Consider the following 16,118-nt stretch of genomic DNA (forward strand, 5'->3'; position numbering starts at 1 on the left):
AAAATTTGTATACTATATAATTGCTTGAATTATGAAAAAAATTATTTTATTCCTAGCACTAGTCCTTTCTGTGTCCACCCAAGCACAGGTGACTCAAATCTGGACAGATTACGGTGGGTTTTGGACTTCTTCCTCCACCAGTATTAACTCTGTAAAACCAGATAACTCTCACAACTTGTTGGCGTTTAGATCCGATGGAATTAATTATTCTACGGGGGTGGATGATGCCAAGCTTAACACAAACGGTGTTTCTTTTACTCCTTTAAATATAAGAGCTTTACCCATTCCTACACTTCCACTTCCGATACCTGTAGAAACATTTTATTTAGTTGTTTTAGGACAATTGGCAGATGGTATGGATAACGGTGCAGATGATGGCCCTACAAATCCTTTTGCACCAATTACCCAAGGTTCAGAAGTTGCAAGTTATTTAACCGACGGAATTAATGGTTTAGACCTTGGTACAGGTATAGCAAATATACCCTCAGGGACAACTTCTAGATTCAATTTGAGTACTGGCGGTATCAAGACTTCTCAAATTGGTGATGGTTTACCAGATATATTGATTAGTCAGACAGCTAAACCTACTCGTATTGGAGATAAAACAGATAGGTTAAGATTTGTGGATGATAACGATGAAATTGTAGGGGAAGAGGTATTAATTAATTTATCCAGCACTACTGATTACCCAGTTGTTGGAAATTGGCAGACTGATTTTTATAAGTTTGAGAGTACACAAGAAAGAGACGCTTTAGTTAATATTGAGAAACCTTTATCTTTTTTTGCTGAAGATTTGTCTTATTTTGGCATAACATCGGCCAATGCGAGCGATGCGGTGGCGCTTATTTACGAACCGAGAGGATCATCAGACCCTGCTTTTATAGCCTTTAACGAGCCTTCTCTTGGGGTAGCGAGTCAACTTGTGGTCAACTCTCAACCTACAGAGCAAGAGTGCGACGGTACTCTGCCAGAGTCAATTTTAGTTCAAGTAGAAGATTCAGATGGTGCTAGTGTTCTACAAGAGGATCTTTTAATAACAGCCACAAAAGTTTCTGGTCCCGGAGATTTACTGGGAACCACTAAGGAACTAACAAATAAAAGTGGTTTAGCCACTTTTAATGATTTGGAGCTTAGTGTTGGTGGTACACATATTATAGAATTTTCATATACTAGTTTAGATTCAGCAACAACAACTGAAATTACTTTTTCGGCATCTTGTTCAGGAGTTCCCGTAGAGTGGACGGGAGAGGTTAGCACTGCTTGGAACAATGTTGGCAACTGGGACGGCACAGAAATTCCTAATGCCAATTTTAATGTTATCATTCCTAATGGACGCCTTAGATACCCGGTTTTAGTTTCAGATGCTGGTGCCAATAATTTAGAAATGGGAGATGGAACTTCCATCACCTTAAATGGACGCCTTTTTGCCATCAACGGTTCTATGGCAAATGTAGCTTCTGGAGCTACTGTAGACGGTTCTGTAACAGGCTCAACCTTGTATTTTTCAAATCAGGAGGCTGCCCAAACAATACCATCAGGTTTTATTTCTGGAGATTTATCCAACTTAACTGTAGAAAACCCAGATGGTGTCACCACAAACTCAGATATCTCTCTTTTAGAGGTGTTTACTTTAAAAGACGGCGATTTCACCATTGCTTCATCATCAACATTTACCTTCAAGAGTTCAGCTACCAAAACAGCTGTGCTTGATAGAGTGCCGTCTGGTTCTAGTATAAGTGGCTGTGTTGTGATAGAGCGGTTTATACCAAGTGGAAAGAGAGCGTTTAGGTTTCTATCTTCACCAGTCACCACCTCTGTTTCTTGTGGAAAGCCAACGATACAAGATAATTTGCAGGAAGGTGGCCAAATAACTGATATTGAAAATACTCCTGTTGTTGATCCAAATCCAGGTTATGGAATCCATATTACGGGATCTACAACTGGCGCAAATGGATTTGATGCCACTAATACAGGAAATCCATCTATGTTTACATTCAATGAATCAACACAAGATTGGGAGAATATTCCCAATACAGATGATGGCAGCGGACTTTCCTCTGGACAGTCCTTTTTAGCCCTTATAAGGGGAAGTCGAGCCTTAGACCTTACTGTTGATAACATCCAATCTGGACCAGAAACAAGATTGAGATTTACAGGAGAATTAGCCACAGGAAATTGGGATGTTTTGTCCAGTGATCTTGGTCCAGATCTAGTAGATTTTAGTTTTATAGGAAATCCTTATCAAGCACAAATTGACTTAAAAGCGTTCTTGGAGAGTAATAACGTAAGTGGTCTAAGAACAGATTATGTTTATGTTTTTGATCCAACCATAGGAACCTCTGGTAGCTATGTTACGGTGGACTTATCAACAAACAACGGTACGAACAACGTTGCTGGGTCTGCCGCTGATAAATATTTGCAACCCCATCAAGCCTTTTTTGCTGAGACTAGTGCTACTGATCCATCAGTAACTTTTGGTGAGATTTACAAAAAGACAGGCGCTTTGGCATTCGTAGGTAATGCTGTTTTCAGAACACCACCGTCTAATGGTTCTTTGAACACAGAGCTAAATATTAATTTGAAAAGGAATGTAGATCTCGAGAGTTTCGTGGTAGATGGGGCTAGACTTGTAATGCACGATTATTATTCCAATGAAGTAAATGAAAAAGATGCGCTCAAGTTTTCCAATAGTGAAGAGTCCATTGCATTATTAAATTCTCTAGATGGGATTGAGGACTACTTGTCTGTAGAAAAAAGAGCGACGCCTATAGAAGGTGAAGTTGTTCAATTAAGTATTTGGAATTATTTCACCCCAAACAATACTTTAAGATCCACGAGCTATACTTTAAGTATAAAAGCAAGTCAACTCAACCAGATTGTTAGTCTTGTGGACAATTACACCGAGCAAATTATCGAGCTTGCGCAAAATGATGAAACAACTGATTATAGTTTCGAAATTTATAGTGCTATCCCAAATAGTTATGATTTCAATAGATTTAAATTAGTCTTTGGAAAAACAACGCTTTCGGTTAACAATCCCATAGAGCTGGAAAGTTTTAAATTGTACCCCAACCCAAGTACAGATAATCGCTTTACTATTTCTTTACCTAAGTTTACGAGTCAAGAAGTAAGTGTTGAAGTCTACGATATGTTGGGTAGAAATGTTTTTTCAGAAAACTATAAAACAGATTCGGGACAGATCGATGTTTATGCTAAAGCTCTGACTTCTGGTATATATTTAGTTAAACTCTCTTCGGAAACTCTCCAAGCTACTAAAAAGCTGATTATTAAATAAGGTTATTCATTATTAACACAAAAGCACGTTTTTTTAAAAAGCGTGCTTTTTTATTTAAAACTCATACAGTGTCAAATATATTTAAATTCAAAGATTTTGAAGTTCGCCAATCTCAATCCTCTATGAAAATAGGCACGGACGCAGTGCTTTTAGGAGCATGGACAAAAATACCTGAAACGGTCCAAAGTATATTAGATGTTGGAGCTGGTACTGGAATATTAGCCCTGCAGATGGCTCAAAGAAGTTTTGCTGAAACTATCGATGCTGTTGAGATTGATCCGGATGCTTTTGAAGAATGTGTTGATAACTTTGAGAATAGTCCTTGGGGAGATAGATTGTATTGTTACCATTCAGATTTTCATAGTTTTGCTGAAGAAATGGAAGAAACATACGATCTCATTATTAGCAATCCCCCTTTTTTTGAAGTTTCTAAGAATCTTTCAACGAAAGGAAGGTCAACAGCCAGAAGCCAAACTGACTTAAATTTTGAAACTCTAGTGTTGGGTGTTAACCACCTATTACACCAAGAGGGAAACTTATCTGTAATAGTGCCTTACGTTGCTAGTGAAGGTTTTATAAAAATAGCAGCTAAATTTGATTTGTATCCAAACCAAATTCTAAATGTAAGAGGCCATTCATCTTCACCGCTGAAGCGATCGCTTATTAATTTCAGAAGAAATAAAGAAGAGACTATTATTCAAAACGAATTGGTTATTGAGCTGGAAAGACATGTCTATACCCGAGATTATATAGATTTAGTTAAAGATTTCTATTTAAAGATGTGATTATTTACGATTTAATCAAAATAATAACAAAGCTTCACAGATGTTCATAATTCTATTCATTAAATTTGTGAACAATATTTGAAAAAAAATTATGAGACAAGATACTTTCCAAGCTCCAGACTACTACGAAATCGACGATTTGCTTACCGAAGAACACAGGATGATTCGTCAAGCTGCTCGTGACTGGGTAAAGCGCGATGTAAGTCCAATTATAGAAGAGGCTGCACAAAAAGCAGAATTTCCAAAGTCAATCATCAAAGGTTTATCAAATATTGGTGCTTTTGGTCCCTACATTCCAGAAGAGTATGGCGGTGCTGGACTAGACCAGATCTCTTACGGTTTAATCATGCAAGAAATAGAGCGTGGTGACAGTGGCGTAAGGTCTACAGCTTCTGTTCAATCTTCTCTGGTCATGTTTCCTATATATGAATTCGGAACTGAAGAGCAGCGTAAGAAATTCCTACCAAAATTAGCTTCAGGAGAGTTTATGGGATCGTTTGGGTTAACCGAACCTGATCACGGTTCTAATCCAAGTGGTATGACAACTCATTTTGTAGATAAAGGGGACCATTATTTACTTAATGGAGCGAAAATGTGGATTTCCAACTCTCCATTTTGTGATATTGCTGTCGTTTGGGCTAAAAACGAAGAAGGTAGAATTCATGGACTTATCGTAGAGCGAGGTATGGAAGGCTTTTCCACCCCTGAAACTCATAACAAATGGTCGCTTAGAGCTTCTGCAACTGGGGAATTGATTTTCCAAGATGTTAAAGTCCCTAAAGAAAATTTGCTTCCAGGGAAAAGTGGCTTAGGAGCACCATTGTTATGTTTAGATTCAGCTCGATATGGTATAGCTTGGGGTGCTATTGGAGCGGCTATGGATTGTTACGATACTGCTTTGCGTTACGCCAAAGAACGTATTCAATTTGGGAAACCTATTGCGGGATATCAATTGCAACAAAAGAAACTAGCCGAAATGATTACTGAAATCACAAAAGCACAGCTTTTGGCATTGAGATTAGGTCAGTTAAAAAACGAAGGAAAAGCCTCTACTGCTCAAATTTCTATGGCTAAACGAAATAATGTAGAAATGGCTATTCATATCGCGAGAGAATCGCGACAAATTCTTGGTGGAATGGGAATTACAGGAGAATATAGCATCATGCGGCATATGATGAATCTCGAGAGTGTAATTACTTACGAAGGAACTCACGATATTCACTTATTGATTACAGGACTTGACATTACAGGTCTATCTGCTTTCAAATAGGTAGAATATTTTTTAAAGAAAATATAAAAATTGCAGCCAGTTGAACTTGTTTTGACTGGTTTATTTATTTTTGTAAAAAATAATATAAAGATGAAGCAGGTTGATGAAGTACAAGCAAGTTTAAAAGAGTTAAGAGACCAACTTATGGGTCACAAGCTTTATAAAGATGTAGAGAGTCCACAGGATTTAAAAATCTTTATGGAGCACCATGTTTTTGCAGTTTGGGATTTTATGTCCTTATTAAAGTCGCTTCAAACACAACTCACCTGTACGACTTCACCATGGGTTCCTATAGGAAATCCAAAGCATAGATATCTTATAAATGAAATTGTCTTGGCAGAAGAAACAGACCTCAATTCTTATGGTGAGCGTCAAAGCCATTTTGAGATGTATTTGGATGCCATGAAAAAGGCTGAATCCTCAACCAAAGCCATTCATGAGTTTGTTAGCCAAGTACAAGAAGGGACTGACATTTTTTCGGTAATCTCTACTAGCGATTTACCGATTTCCGTCAAAGAATTTCTGTTGTTTACATTTAATGTTATCAAAAGAAACAAACCTCATGAGATTGCTGCTTGTTTTACTTTTGGTAGAGAAGAATTGATTCCAGATATGTTTACCTCTATCATAGGTGAAATACAAAAGAACTTTCCAAAAGAGGATTTAAGTTTGTTTAAATACTATTTCGATAGACATATTGAATTGGATGCAGACGAACATGGTCCTATGGCCTTAGAATTAATCACCGAGTTGTGTGGTTCAGATAAGCAGAAGTGGGAGGAAGTAGAGATTTGCTCTCGAGAAGCTTTAGAAAAGAGGTTAGGCTTATGGAACGGGATCGCTAAAGAAATAAATTATTATAAGGCTATAGCTTAGCCTTTTGAAGCTGTCTTTATTAGGCTTATAGAATTGTCAATTTACTCTTCACTAGGAGCTAGCTCTATTTTAAGACCCTCCATACTTTCAGTAATAGGGAGTTGGCAGCTCAATCTACTATTATCTTCTACATAGAAAGCTTCAGCTAGCATAGCTTCTTCTTCATCTCCTTTTTCTGGAAGCGGAGTTATAGATTGGATGTAGCACTGGCAAGAGGCGCACATCGCCATACCACCACAGATACCAATAGTGCCCTCAGGAGCAAGTTCATAAGAACGAATAATCTCCATGAGATTCATAGCCATATCTGTGGGAGCATCTACTAGGTGGGACGTTCCTTCCCGATCGACTATTGTAATTTTCACATCCATAAGAATTCTCCAATCAAAGGTTAATTTGGTCAACAAAAGTACTTGGTCTGTAGATACATGTTTAGTACTTCCATAATGATTTTAAATAAAACACCTTGCTAAGATTGTTCCTAGCAAGGTGAGATTGTTTATGACATACTATCAATCAATAGTTCTAACTACGGCCTTAGGGGCTTCTTTTCTGGTCCCATCAAATCCAGTCACACCGCCTACTGTTGTATATTTCATCACATAGCGTTTATTGGGATGGATTCTCCGAAAAGCGCTCTGACACATAAGTGTAGCTTCATGAAAACCGCATAGAATTAACTTCAATTTTCCAGGATAAATATTCACATCTCCAATAGCGTATATTCCAGGAATATTGGTTTGATAATCTAAGGTATTATCGACTTTTATAGCATTCTTTTCAATTTCTAATCCCCAGTCGGCAATAGGGCCTAATTTAGGAGATAAACCAAATAATGGAATAAAATAATCTGTATCTAATTCGAAATCCTCCTCAGGATTATTGTTCATCCTTATGGACACGGACTCCAATTGCTCGCCTCCGTGAACATCGACAATCTCTGCAGGGGTGATCAATTTTATTTTACCGATATCTTTTAGTTCTTTCACACGATCTACGGACTCTAGAGCCCCTCTGAATTCATTTCGCCTATGGACTAAAGTTACTTCAGAAGCAATATCTGCCAAGTAAATACTCCAATCTAAAGCAGAATCTCCACCGCCAGAAATAACCACAGATTTATCTCTGAACTTCTCAGGATCTTTTACCATATAGTGAACTCCTTTATTTTCGAATAAAGAAAGATTAGCAATAGGTGGCTTTCTGGGTACAAAGCTCCCTAAACCTCCAGCAATAGCAATGATAGGGGCATGGTGTTTTGTCCCTTGGTCTGTTGTGACAATAAAGCTCCCATCTTCTTGCTTTTCTATATCTTGAGCTTTTTCGCCCAAAGTAAATCCAGGCTGGAAAGATTTGATTTGCTCCATCAAGTTATCGACTAGTTGCCCAGCTTTCACCTCAGGAAATCCCGGAATGTCATAAATAGGTTTCTTTGGGTAAAGCTCAGATAATTGTCCACCAGGTTGTGGTAGGGCATCAATGATATGACACTTCAGCTTTAATAAACCGGCTTCAAATACTGCAAAAAGTCCCGTTGGACCGGCGCCTATAATTAGAATATCAGTTTTAATCATACTTAAAAGTAACGTTTGAATAAAAATTAAAAAATCTCACTTTTATTTTTTAGCAAATTGACCTACCGTCACATTTATCACCTCTTTTATTTGAGGAGCATATTTTTTTATCGTCATCTCTACTCCAGACTTTAAGGTCATTTGGTTGACTGTGCAGTCTACGCAAGTTCCTAAAAGTTGAACTTTAACCAGTGAGTCGTCTTCAATAGATAATAGCTCGATATCTCCACCATCACTTTTCAAAAAAGGACGAATTTCATCTAAAGCAATTTCTACTGTTTTTCTTAATTCTTGACCAGTCATCATATTTTCTTATTTTTAATCGCACTACAACCCGCCATGGTTGTTATCTTAATGGCATCTGTAGGCGGTAAGTTTTTATTTCTATTTACTACTTCTTGTACAGTGTTTTTTGTCAATTCCTTAAAAGACTCACTAAGTGGTGTTCCATCTTGCAAGGCTGCGGGTCGACCGATATCACCTGATTCTCTTAAACTTTGTACCAATGGAATTTCACCTAAAAAAGGCACTCCAATATCTTCAGCAAGATACTTAGCTCCTTTTTCTCCAAAGATATAGTATTTCTTATCAGGTAATTCCTCTGGAGTAAAATAGGCCATATTTTCGCAGATACCTAAAACTGGAACGTTTATGCTTTCCTGTTGAAACATAGACACTGCTTTTTTTGCGTCTGCCAAAGCCACATTTTGTGGGGTACTTACAATTAAAGCTCCTGTAATGGGCATGGACTGCATAATCGATAAATGAATATCTCCAGTTCCTGGGGGGAGATCAACTAATAAGAAGTCGAGTTCTCCCCAATCTGAATCAAAAATCATTTGGTTGAGAGCCTTTGCTGCCATAGGTCCTCTCCAAATCACGGCTTCATCGGGTTTGGTAAAAAATCCTATCGATAATATTTTAACACCATAATTCTCAATGGGCTTCATTTTGGATTTGCCGTTCTTAGTTACCGAAAGCGGCTTTTCATTAGCTACGTCAAACATCATTGGACCAGATGGGCCATAAATATCAGCATCCAAAAGTCCTACCTTAAATCCCATCTTAGTTAGAGTTACCGCTAGATTTGCAGTGACTGTAGATTTCCCTACACCTCCTTTACCAGAGGCTACGGCAATAATATTTTGAATCCCGGGGATGGGTTTACCTTTTATTTCATTGGTGGCCTTTTTCTCTTTAGCCTCCACACTGATTTTTACTTCAACTTTGGCTTTTTCGTAAACATGTTTGTGGATAGCTTTCATTACATCTACCTCTGCACGTTTCTTAATATGTAAGGCCGGAGTAGATAGTTTTAGATCTATAACAACCTCATCGCCAAAAGTGACAATATTTTGTAGAGCTCCACTTTCTACTATATTTTGCCCTTCTCCTGCAACAGTTATAGTTTCAAGAGCTTTTTTTATGTCGTCTTTATTGAGTTTCATACACTTATAAAAATTCTAATTAAGATTTAATCTAAATGCAAATATACAAGTTTATGATCTATTTACTTATTCTATATTCTATTTTACAAGATTTCTTAGGGATAAATTAACGTGTTGAAAAGTTTAGGACTAAATCTTATCTCATTAGAGAACCAGCAAATTACAACCTCGAATATCACTTTGATCGAAGCGTCCTAAGATTTCAAATTCTGTATCGTTGATTTGCTTGCCAAGATCTTGAGTGGCGATAAAAGGGCATGAGTTGAAATTGGCAAGATCAATCACATTAATACCACCTGTACTGCCAAAGCTTAGATAGTGAAAGGGATCTTCTGTATCTCTTATCATAATTTTCATGTGGTGAGGACATTGGAATTTGCTTTGTCCTTGAGAATAGGCCTGAGACAGGAGCTCTGTCATACCATATTCGCTGTGAATGTTCTTTACACCGAAACCTTTAGATAGAACAGCATGAAGTTCTTTACGAATCATTTCTTTACGTCTGCCTTTCATTCCTCCTGTTTCCATCACAATACTGTGCTTCAATTGAAATTTTTTATTTTCAACTAAATCTAATAGAGCAAACGAAACTCCTATAAGTAATACCTTATGTCCAGCATCATCTATTTTTTGAAGTGTTTCCGAAAGCTGTTCTATTTCATCTAAATAAAAGCCACTCTCTTTAAATTTGCTTTTTTTTATAAAATGGTCTACCATATATACCAACGAAGATCCTTCTCTTTCCAAGTAGGAAGGTAGTAAGCCTAAAATGACATAGTCTTCGATAGAACCATAAGCTTCCTCAAAAGTATGGATAAAGCTATCCTCATAAACCCTAAGGTCCTTAACGTAATGTCGACTTTGCTGTTGCCCAGTGGTTCCACTGCTCAAAAAAGTCATTTCAGGAGTGAACTCTTTCGTTTTGACTTGGTGAGTTTTGAAGAATTCAATGGGTAAAAAAGGGATTTCATTTAAGGTTTGAACTTCTTGTTCTCTGATGTTTAAATAACTGCAAAATTCCTTATAAACAGAATTATACTGAATTTGTTCCTTAAAAAGCTTTAGAGCTATAGTTTGAAAATCTTTTTCTGATTGTATTGAAAAAGGAAAGACAGAAGTCATATATATCAATTGACTTCAAAAGTAATAAAAAAACACCCTGTAGAAAGGGTGCTTTAGTTTTAAAAGTATTTCAGTTTAGTTTATAACATTTTTTTTCGTAACAAATGAGGTTCCTAGAATCACTCTTATAAGGTAAACTCCTGTATTGAGGTTTGATACATTTATAGATCCCAAAGCTTTTGAAGTTAACACGCGTTATCCAAGCATATTAAAGAGCTGAACTTCCAAATCATAAGATGTTGAAGATTCTACAGTCAATACTCTATGATACAAATTCAGCATTTAAATGTAGTATAAAATCAGTTTTTTTTACTTATTAATCGTTATAAAATAGAACTATAACTAGTGCTATGCTTATTTTTTTTCCTCAACTAAGTAAAAAGCCTGTGCTGAGCTACGTCGTTGTATAATTCTATGTATTCATACGGCATTATAAATATAATTTGGTATTACCTGTTATAACAGGATTTTGTGCAAAAGCAAGAGATGAGAATATTAAAACAAATATAAAAGTATTTTTTTATAATATTTTTTCTAGAGGCCAGCTAAAAGTGATACAAATTTTATAAAAAATAAAAAGCTTTTTACCACAATATCAATCAATTAACGCTTTGGTAAACTTTAAACCCAGTATATGTTGGAGTTTTAAAATTCAAAATAGACAAGGTTAAGCCAGTATTAATAAATCAAGAATCTATTAATCTAAATGAAATCTTTTGTTAACATCGAGATAACATCGACGGTGGGCTTGAAACTTAGATTTGCGTCAAAATTGAAACAGTAATGCACAAACGATTAATTATTCTTTTAAGCTTAATAACCACAATTGGTTTTTCACAAAATCCTGAAAAAGGGACTCTCGTCGGAAAATTACTTGATATAGATTTAGGGAACCAATCTTTGCCGTTTGCTAATGTTCAAATAAAAGGAACCTCAAAAGGGGCTACAACGGATTTTGATGGTTTATATAAAATTGAAAACTTAGATCCTGGAACCTACACCGTTGTTTTTAGTTTTGTTGGGTATACTTCTGTGGAAGTTTCCGATGTAGAAATTGTTGCTGATAAAGTCACAGAAGTGAATACATCTTTAACATCTAGTGCTGCCTCTCTTCAAGAAGTGATCATCACTATTGTATCTAGAAAAGATTCTGAAGTTGCTCTTCTGCTAGAGCAAAGAGGAGCAATAAGTATTAAGGAAAGTATAGGGTCTCAGCAGTTAGCTAAATTGGGAGTTTCCGATGCAGCAGTGGCTACCACTAAAATTTCTGGGGTATCCAATAGTGAAGGCTCAGGAGATATCTACGTAAGAGGTTTGGGAGATCGGTACTTACTAACCACTCTAAATGGACTTCCTATTCCATCAGACGATGTAGAAAAGAAGAATATTGATTTGAGTTTATTCCCTACTAGACTGGTTCAGAATATTTCCATTAGCAAGTCATATTCTGTCAATATGTATGGTGATCAGGCTTCGGGAAATGTAGATATTACCTCTAGAGAATTAGTTGGTAATGAAGAGTATTCACTAGGTTTTTCTACGGGGATTAACACTGAAGCTATTGGAGCAAATGACTTTAAATTAGGAGCCTATCAAAGTGATGTTAATCTAGGATTTTACAATAACAATCCCAATAATTTTAATGCGTTAACTCAACAAAGCTGGAATACAGAATCAGTAGATGCTCCTGTCAATCAAAATTTCAACTTAACTGCTGGTAAAAAGTTTGGAGATAAGTTTAGAACTTTAGTGACGGCTTCTCAAAAATCTAATTTCGAGTTTAGATCAGGAACTTTTCAGGAATACGATAACAATAACTTTAGAGACGGTTTTACCGATGTTGAAGAGTTCAGGAAAGAGGTCACAACCTCTGCTTTGTTGGATTTGAGTTACAGATTTAACGATAAAAACAAAGTCAAATTTACTAGCTTATTTGTCAATAAGTTATCTGGGCAGGTTTTTGAAGCTGGTAGAAATGGAGAGGGTGTTGTCTTCGATGAAGTAGATCCTCAGTCAGATTTGAATCAATTTATAAGAGATCAAAATATCAAGAAAACTCAGTTATGGGTAAACCAACTTATTGGCGAAAGTAAAATAGGAGTTCATAATATTGATTGGGCTGTTGGTCTAAACACCGTCAATGCCGATGAACCTAACCGAATCAGAAACGAAATAAACTTTACCGATACCAGAGTAGAGTTAGGGAGAACAGGCGGTTTTCAACAACGTAAAAGCAATCAAATCATAGACGATTACGAAGTAAATGGAAAAATTAATGACTCCTTTAAAATTACAAATTTAAAAGAAGAGGAAAACGATTTTGGATTAAAAGTGGATGTTGGAGGAAACTATAGATTTAAAGAAAGAGATTTTGAATCGCAGTTCAATGGGATCCAAGAAACCAATTTGAACAACGTTAACCCACCAAGCATCGATGATTTATCATCCGTATTTACTTTAGACAATGTAGAAAATGGATTGTTGTCTTACGTATCGCAAAAGCCAGATTCCTATTTAGGCAAACTTGAAAGTTTAGGGGGATATGCACTTTTTAACTACAAAATGGAAAAATGGAATTTCAATTTTGGTGGACGTTTTGAATCCAATACGATAAAGGTCAATTGGAATGTTAATAATTTTCCTGGAAGAATAGGAGCTGCTACAAAGGAATACGAAAACTTCCTGCCTAGTTTGAATTTAAAATACGAGCTTAATGATAATAACAACTTAAGACTTTCTGCTAGTAAAACCATCACGTTACCAGAATTTAAAGAAATTTCTCCTTTCGAATATGTTTCACCAAATGGACAAGTGACTAGAGGGAATCCAAACCTAGAGGCCAGTGAAAATTACAACTTAGACTTAAAGTGGGAAATGTTCCCTTCCAATGGGGAGCTTATTTCTGTCGCTGGTTTTTATAAGCAAATCAATGACCCTATCAACAGAGTCTTAACGAGAGGTGCTGCAGGAATTTTTTCATACTTCAACTCTGGCGAACAAGCAGAAATTTACGGTCTAGAGCTAGACACAAAACTGGATGTGATAGCTAAAGATAAAGATTTAGGTTATATGGTTAACGTCAACTTTAATGCAACTAGAATGTGGCATGAGCAAGATCTCAAAGAAGTTTTTGAAATTATAAATGGAGAAAATAGATTGACTAGAACTTTTAGATACAACGGTAAAACCAAAACAGATCTACAGGGAGCTTCAGATTGGATTTTTAATGCCAACACTACTTTTGAGACGTCTGGGGAGAATCCTTTTGTAGCCAATATTTCAGCTAATTATGCTTCTGAGAAAATATTTGCTTTAGGAAATCCAGACAACCAAGTTAATCCCGACGAGTTTTTTAATGAAGAGATACGGGAGCAAGGCTTTGTCGTTCTTAATGCAGTATTGAGAAAAGACATCAATGAAAACCTAAGTGTGCAACTTATAGGTAAAAATCTTTTGAATCCTCAAATTGAAAGGACTCAAACCATAAAACCCCTTAGTACGGGTGTTTCAAGAGAAGAAGTAGTTAGATCTTATACTAGAGGGGCGCAACTATCTATAGGATTTAATTATAATTTTTAAAACTTAATAATTTTTGAACTTAAACTTAATATAAAAACAGCACTTAAATTTAGAAACATGAAAACAACAATGAAATCTTTAACTTATTTTTTTGCATTGGCCTGCTTTACTTTAGTAGCATCAAGCTGTATTAGTGACGATGATGCTCCTGTTGGTCCTGAACCAGGTTCTGAACTCGAACTGGAAGGGAGTATTTCCTCCGATGTAACTTTAGATTCTAGCTTAGAGTATACTTTAAATGGAAGGCTTACCGTAGAGGCGGGAGCTAGCTTAACCATACCTGCAGGAACAAATATTGCTACGGGAACAGGGACTGATGTTTTTATTATCGTTCAAAAAGGGGCGACTATCGATATTGCGGGGACTCCATCTAATCCAGTGATTATGAGTCCGGTAGGTGCAGGGTCTTGGGGTGGTTTAGTAATCGCCGGTAATGCAGAAACTACTGAAGGTATAGATGCTGTAGCAGAAGTAGGTGGAATTCTTTACGGAGGTACCAAAGCGGAGGATAATTCTGGTAGCGTTGAGTATTTGATTTTAAGACAAACGGGAGCACAAATTAATGCGGATTCTCAATTTAACGGTCTTACGCTTTATGCTGTTGGAAGTGGAACCACATTAAATAATATTGCCATTTTCAATGGTCAAGATGATGGTGTAGAGTTTTTTGGAGGATCTGCAAATCTAACCAATTTTTATGCTGAAAACTTACAAGATGATGCTGTAGACTGGACCGAAGGTTGGAACGGAGTCCTAACAAATGCTTATGTACTTCATACCGATGAAAACTTTTCTACAGCAGTAGAAGCTGATGGTTTAAATGGAAATCCAACGTTGACCAATTTTACAGCAATATCTACAGTTGGAGGAACAGCCTTGCAATTTAAAGTAGAATCTGGAGCTACTATTACAGGACTTTCTTTATCTGGTTACGGTACTTCTGTCGACATGAGAGACAATGGTGCACTGTCTAACGTGCAAATTGAAGGCGAAAGTGCTGATCTTAACTTGCCCTATACTGGTCCAGCAACTGTAAATGTTAGTGATTTTGATTGGGCAACTGAGGCCAATAGCAACGTAAATAACGTGTTAAGTGGTGAGATTACGGGTACTGTCACTTTAGATTCAAGCATTAGCTATAGCTTACCAGGTGTCCTAAGTGTTGAATCTGGAGCTACATTAACTATCCCAGCAGGAACAACAATTACAACTGGTACTGGAACAGATGTTTATATGGTAGTTCAAAAAGGAGGAACTATAAATATTAATGGTACTGAAACTAGCCCAGTAGTTATGGCTCCAAGTGGAGAAGGAGCATGGGGAGGTTTGGTGATTGCTGGAAAAGCAGAAACTACTGAAGGTATTGATGCAATCGCAGAAATAGGAGGGATAGTATATGGTGGTATTGATGTTGAAGATAATTCAGGAACTATCACTTACTTAATTTTAAGACAAACTGGTTCTCAAATTAATGCTGAATCTCAGTTCAATGGTTTGACGCTTTATGCTGTAGGCCGTATGACTACCTTAGAAAACATTGCAGTGATTGGTGGGCAAGATGACGGCGTAGAGTTCTTTGGAGGATCTGCTAATCTAACCAATTTTTATGCTGTAGATACTGAAGATGATGCAGTAGACTGGACTGAAGGCTGGAATGGAGTTCTAACCAATACATTTGTAAAACATACGAAAGAGAACTTTTCAACAGCTATAGAAGCTGATGGTTTAAATGGAAATCCAACCATTGTTAACTTTGCAGCAGTTTCAGAAACAAATACGGGAACAGCATTACAATTTAAAGCTAATTCAGGAGCAACAATTACTGGTTTGTCTCTTACAGGATATCAGACAATTATTGATATGAGAGATGATGGGCCATTAGAAAATGTTGTAATTGATGATGCTACAGGAGATCCAAGTGTTACTTATGACACAGCAACTGTTGTGGAATCAGATTTCAGTTGGGCAACTAACTAATTGTTTTTTTACTACCAATTAGCCAAAAGCTGCTCCACTTAGAGCAGCTTTTTTTATTCCTAACCCCAATTTAAATTTATAATGTCGTGTCAATAAATTGAATTATACTTCGACGTAGCTCGGCACAGGTTTTTTGATTCATTGAAGCTAGAATTAATTAGGATAGCGGCGTTATTTTTTAATAAAAAGCAA

The 16,118-nt window shown here is 36.6% G+C and carries 12 protein-coding genes; 6 read left to right on the forward strand and 6 right to left on the reverse strand.

What is annotated here, in order from left to right:
* Positions 1–31: 31 nt before the first annotated feature.
* From P700755_RS10640 to P700755_RS10655, 4 genes are all read left to right on the forward strand, one after another.
* Positions 32–3,295: a T9SS type A sorting domain-containing protein gene (locus P700755_RS10640; protein WP_015024673.1), complete on the forward strand. Its 3,264-nt coding sequence runs from the start codon at positions 32–34 to the stop codon at positions 3,293–3,295.
* Positions 3,296–3,363: 68 nt separating this feature from the next.
* Entirely contained in the window at positions 3,364–4,080 is a 717-nt protein-coding gene (locus P700755_RS10645) for a tRNA1(Val) (adenine(37)-N6)-methyltransferase (RefSeq protein WP_015024674.1), read from the forward strand.
* 91 nt (positions 4,081–4,171) lie between these two features.
* Complete coding sequence (locus P700755_RS10650) at positions 4,172–5,350, forward strand: acyl-CoA dehydrogenase family protein (protein WP_015024675.1); 1,179 nt, start codon at positions 4,172–4,174, stop codon at positions 5,348–5,350.
* Positions 5,351–5,440: 90 nt separating this feature from the next.
* Positions 5,441–6,226, forward strand: a complete 786-nt coding sequence (locus P700755_RS10655; RefSeq protein WP_015024676.1) for a DUF3050 domain-containing protein — start codon at positions 5,441–5,443, stop codon at positions 6,224–6,226.
* Positions 6,227–6,267: 41 nt separating this feature from the next.
* Here P700755_RS10655 and P700755_RS10660 read toward each other — a convergent pair whose 3' ends face one another.
* The 6 genes from P700755_RS10660 to P700755_RS21105 all read right to left on the reverse strand — a co-directional run bounded on the left by P700755_RS10660 (position 6,268) and on the right by P700755_RS21105 (position 10,562).
* Entirely contained in the window at positions 6,268–6,597 is a 330-nt protein-coding gene (locus P700755_RS10660) for a 2Fe-2S iron-sulfur cluster-binding family protein (protein WP_015024677.1), read from the reverse strand.
* A 141-nt stretch (positions 6,598–6,738) separates the two neighbouring features.
* Entirely contained in the window at positions 6,739–7,800 is a 1,062-nt protein-coding gene (locus tag P700755_RS10665; RefSeq protein WP_015024678.1) for an NAD(P)/FAD-dependent oxidoreductase, read from the reverse strand.
* A 42-nt stretch (positions 7,801–7,842) separates the two neighbouring features.
* Positions 7,843–8,103 carry a NifU family protein gene (locus P700755_RS10670; RefSeq protein WP_041758764.1) on the reverse strand — a complete coding sequence of 87 codons (261 nt, stop codon included), beginning with the start codon at positions 8,101–8,103 and terminating at the stop codon, positions 7,843–7,845.
* Positions 8,103–9,248: an Mrp/NBP35 family ATP-binding protein gene (locus P700755_RS10675; protein WP_015024680.1), complete on the reverse strand. Its 1,146-nt coding sequence runs from the start codon at positions 9,246–9,248 to the stop codon at positions 8,103–8,105. Before P700755_RS10675 ends, P700755_RS10670 begins: the two co-directional genes overlap by 1 nt.
* Before the next feature lie 144 nt (positions 9,249–9,392).
* Complete coding sequence (locus P700755_RS10680) at positions 9,393–10,370, reverse strand: acyltransferase (protein ID WP_015024681.1); 978 nt, start codon at positions 10,368–10,370, stop codon at positions 9,393–9,395.
* Between the two features lie 75 nt (positions 10,371–10,445).
* Positions 10,446–10,562: a hypothetical protein gene (locus tag P700755_RS21105; protein ID WP_342626312.1), complete on the reverse strand. Its 117-nt coding sequence runs from the start codon at positions 10,560–10,562 to the stop codon at positions 10,446–10,448.
* 591 nt (positions 10,563–11,153) lie between these two features.
* On the opposite strand from P700755_RS21105, the gene P700755_RS10685 reads away from it, so the two are divergent.
* Both P700755_RS10685 and P700755_RS10690 read left to right on the forward strand, forming a co-directional pair.
* Entirely contained in the window at positions 11,154–13,949 is a 2,796-nt protein-coding gene (locus P700755_RS10685) for a TonB-dependent receptor (protein WP_015024682.1), read from the forward strand.
* Between the two features lie 57 nt (positions 13,950–14,006).
* Positions 14,007–15,926: a hypothetical protein gene (locus P700755_RS10690; RefSeq protein WP_015024683.1), complete on the forward strand. Its 1,920-nt coding sequence runs from the start codon at positions 14,007–14,009 to the stop codon at positions 15,924–15,926.
* Positions 15,927–16,118: the final 192 nt, after the last annotated feature.

Origin of the sequence: Psychroflexus torquis ATCC 700755 (assembly GCF_000153485.2) — a bacterium.
GTDB classification, from domain to species: Bacteria; Bacteroidota; Bacteroidia; order Flavobacteriales; family Flavobacteriaceae; genus Psychroflexus; species Psychroflexus torquis.

Bases quoted from the DNA above. Each gene is read 5' to 3' on its own strand.
- P700755_RS10640 (WP_015024673.1), top strand. From the start codon at position 32: ATGAAAAAAATTATTTTATTCCTAGCACTAGTCCTTTCTGTGTCCACC.
- P700755_RS10650 (WP_015024675.1), top strand. From the start codon at position 4,172: ATGAGACAAGATACTTTCCAAGCTCCAGACTACTACGAAATCGACGAT.
- P700755_RS10655 (WP_015024676.1), top strand. From the start codon at position 5,441: ATGAAGCAGGTTGATGAAGTACAAGCAAGTTTAAAAGAGTTAAGAGAC.
- P700755_RS10660 (WP_015024677.1), bottom strand. From the start codon at position 6,597: ATGGATGTGAAAATTACAATAGTCGATCGGGAAGGAACGTCCCACCTA.
- P700755_RS10665 (WP_015024678.1), bottom strand. From the start codon at position 7,800: ATGATTAAAACTGATATTCTAATTATAGGCGCCGGTCCAACGGGACTT.
- P700755_RS10670 (WP_041758764.1), bottom strand. From the start codon at position 8,103: ATGACTGGTCAAGAATTAAGAAAAACAGTAGAAATTGCTTTAGATGAA.
- P700755_RS10675 (WP_015024680.1), bottom strand. From the start codon at position 9,248: ATGAAACTCAATAAAGACGACATAAAAAAAGCTCTTGAAACTATAACT.
- P700755_RS10680 (WP_015024681.1), bottom strand. From the start codon at position 10,370: ATGACTTCTGTCTTTCCTTTTTCAATACAATCAGAAAAAGATTTTCAA.
- P700755_RS10685 (WP_015024682.1), top strand. From the start codon at position 11,154: ATGCACAAACGATTAATTATTCTTTTAAGCTTAATAACCACAATTGGT.
- P700755_RS10690 (WP_015024683.1), top strand. From the start codon at position 14,007: ATGAAAACAACAATGAAATCTTTAACTTATTTTTTTGCATTGGCCTGC.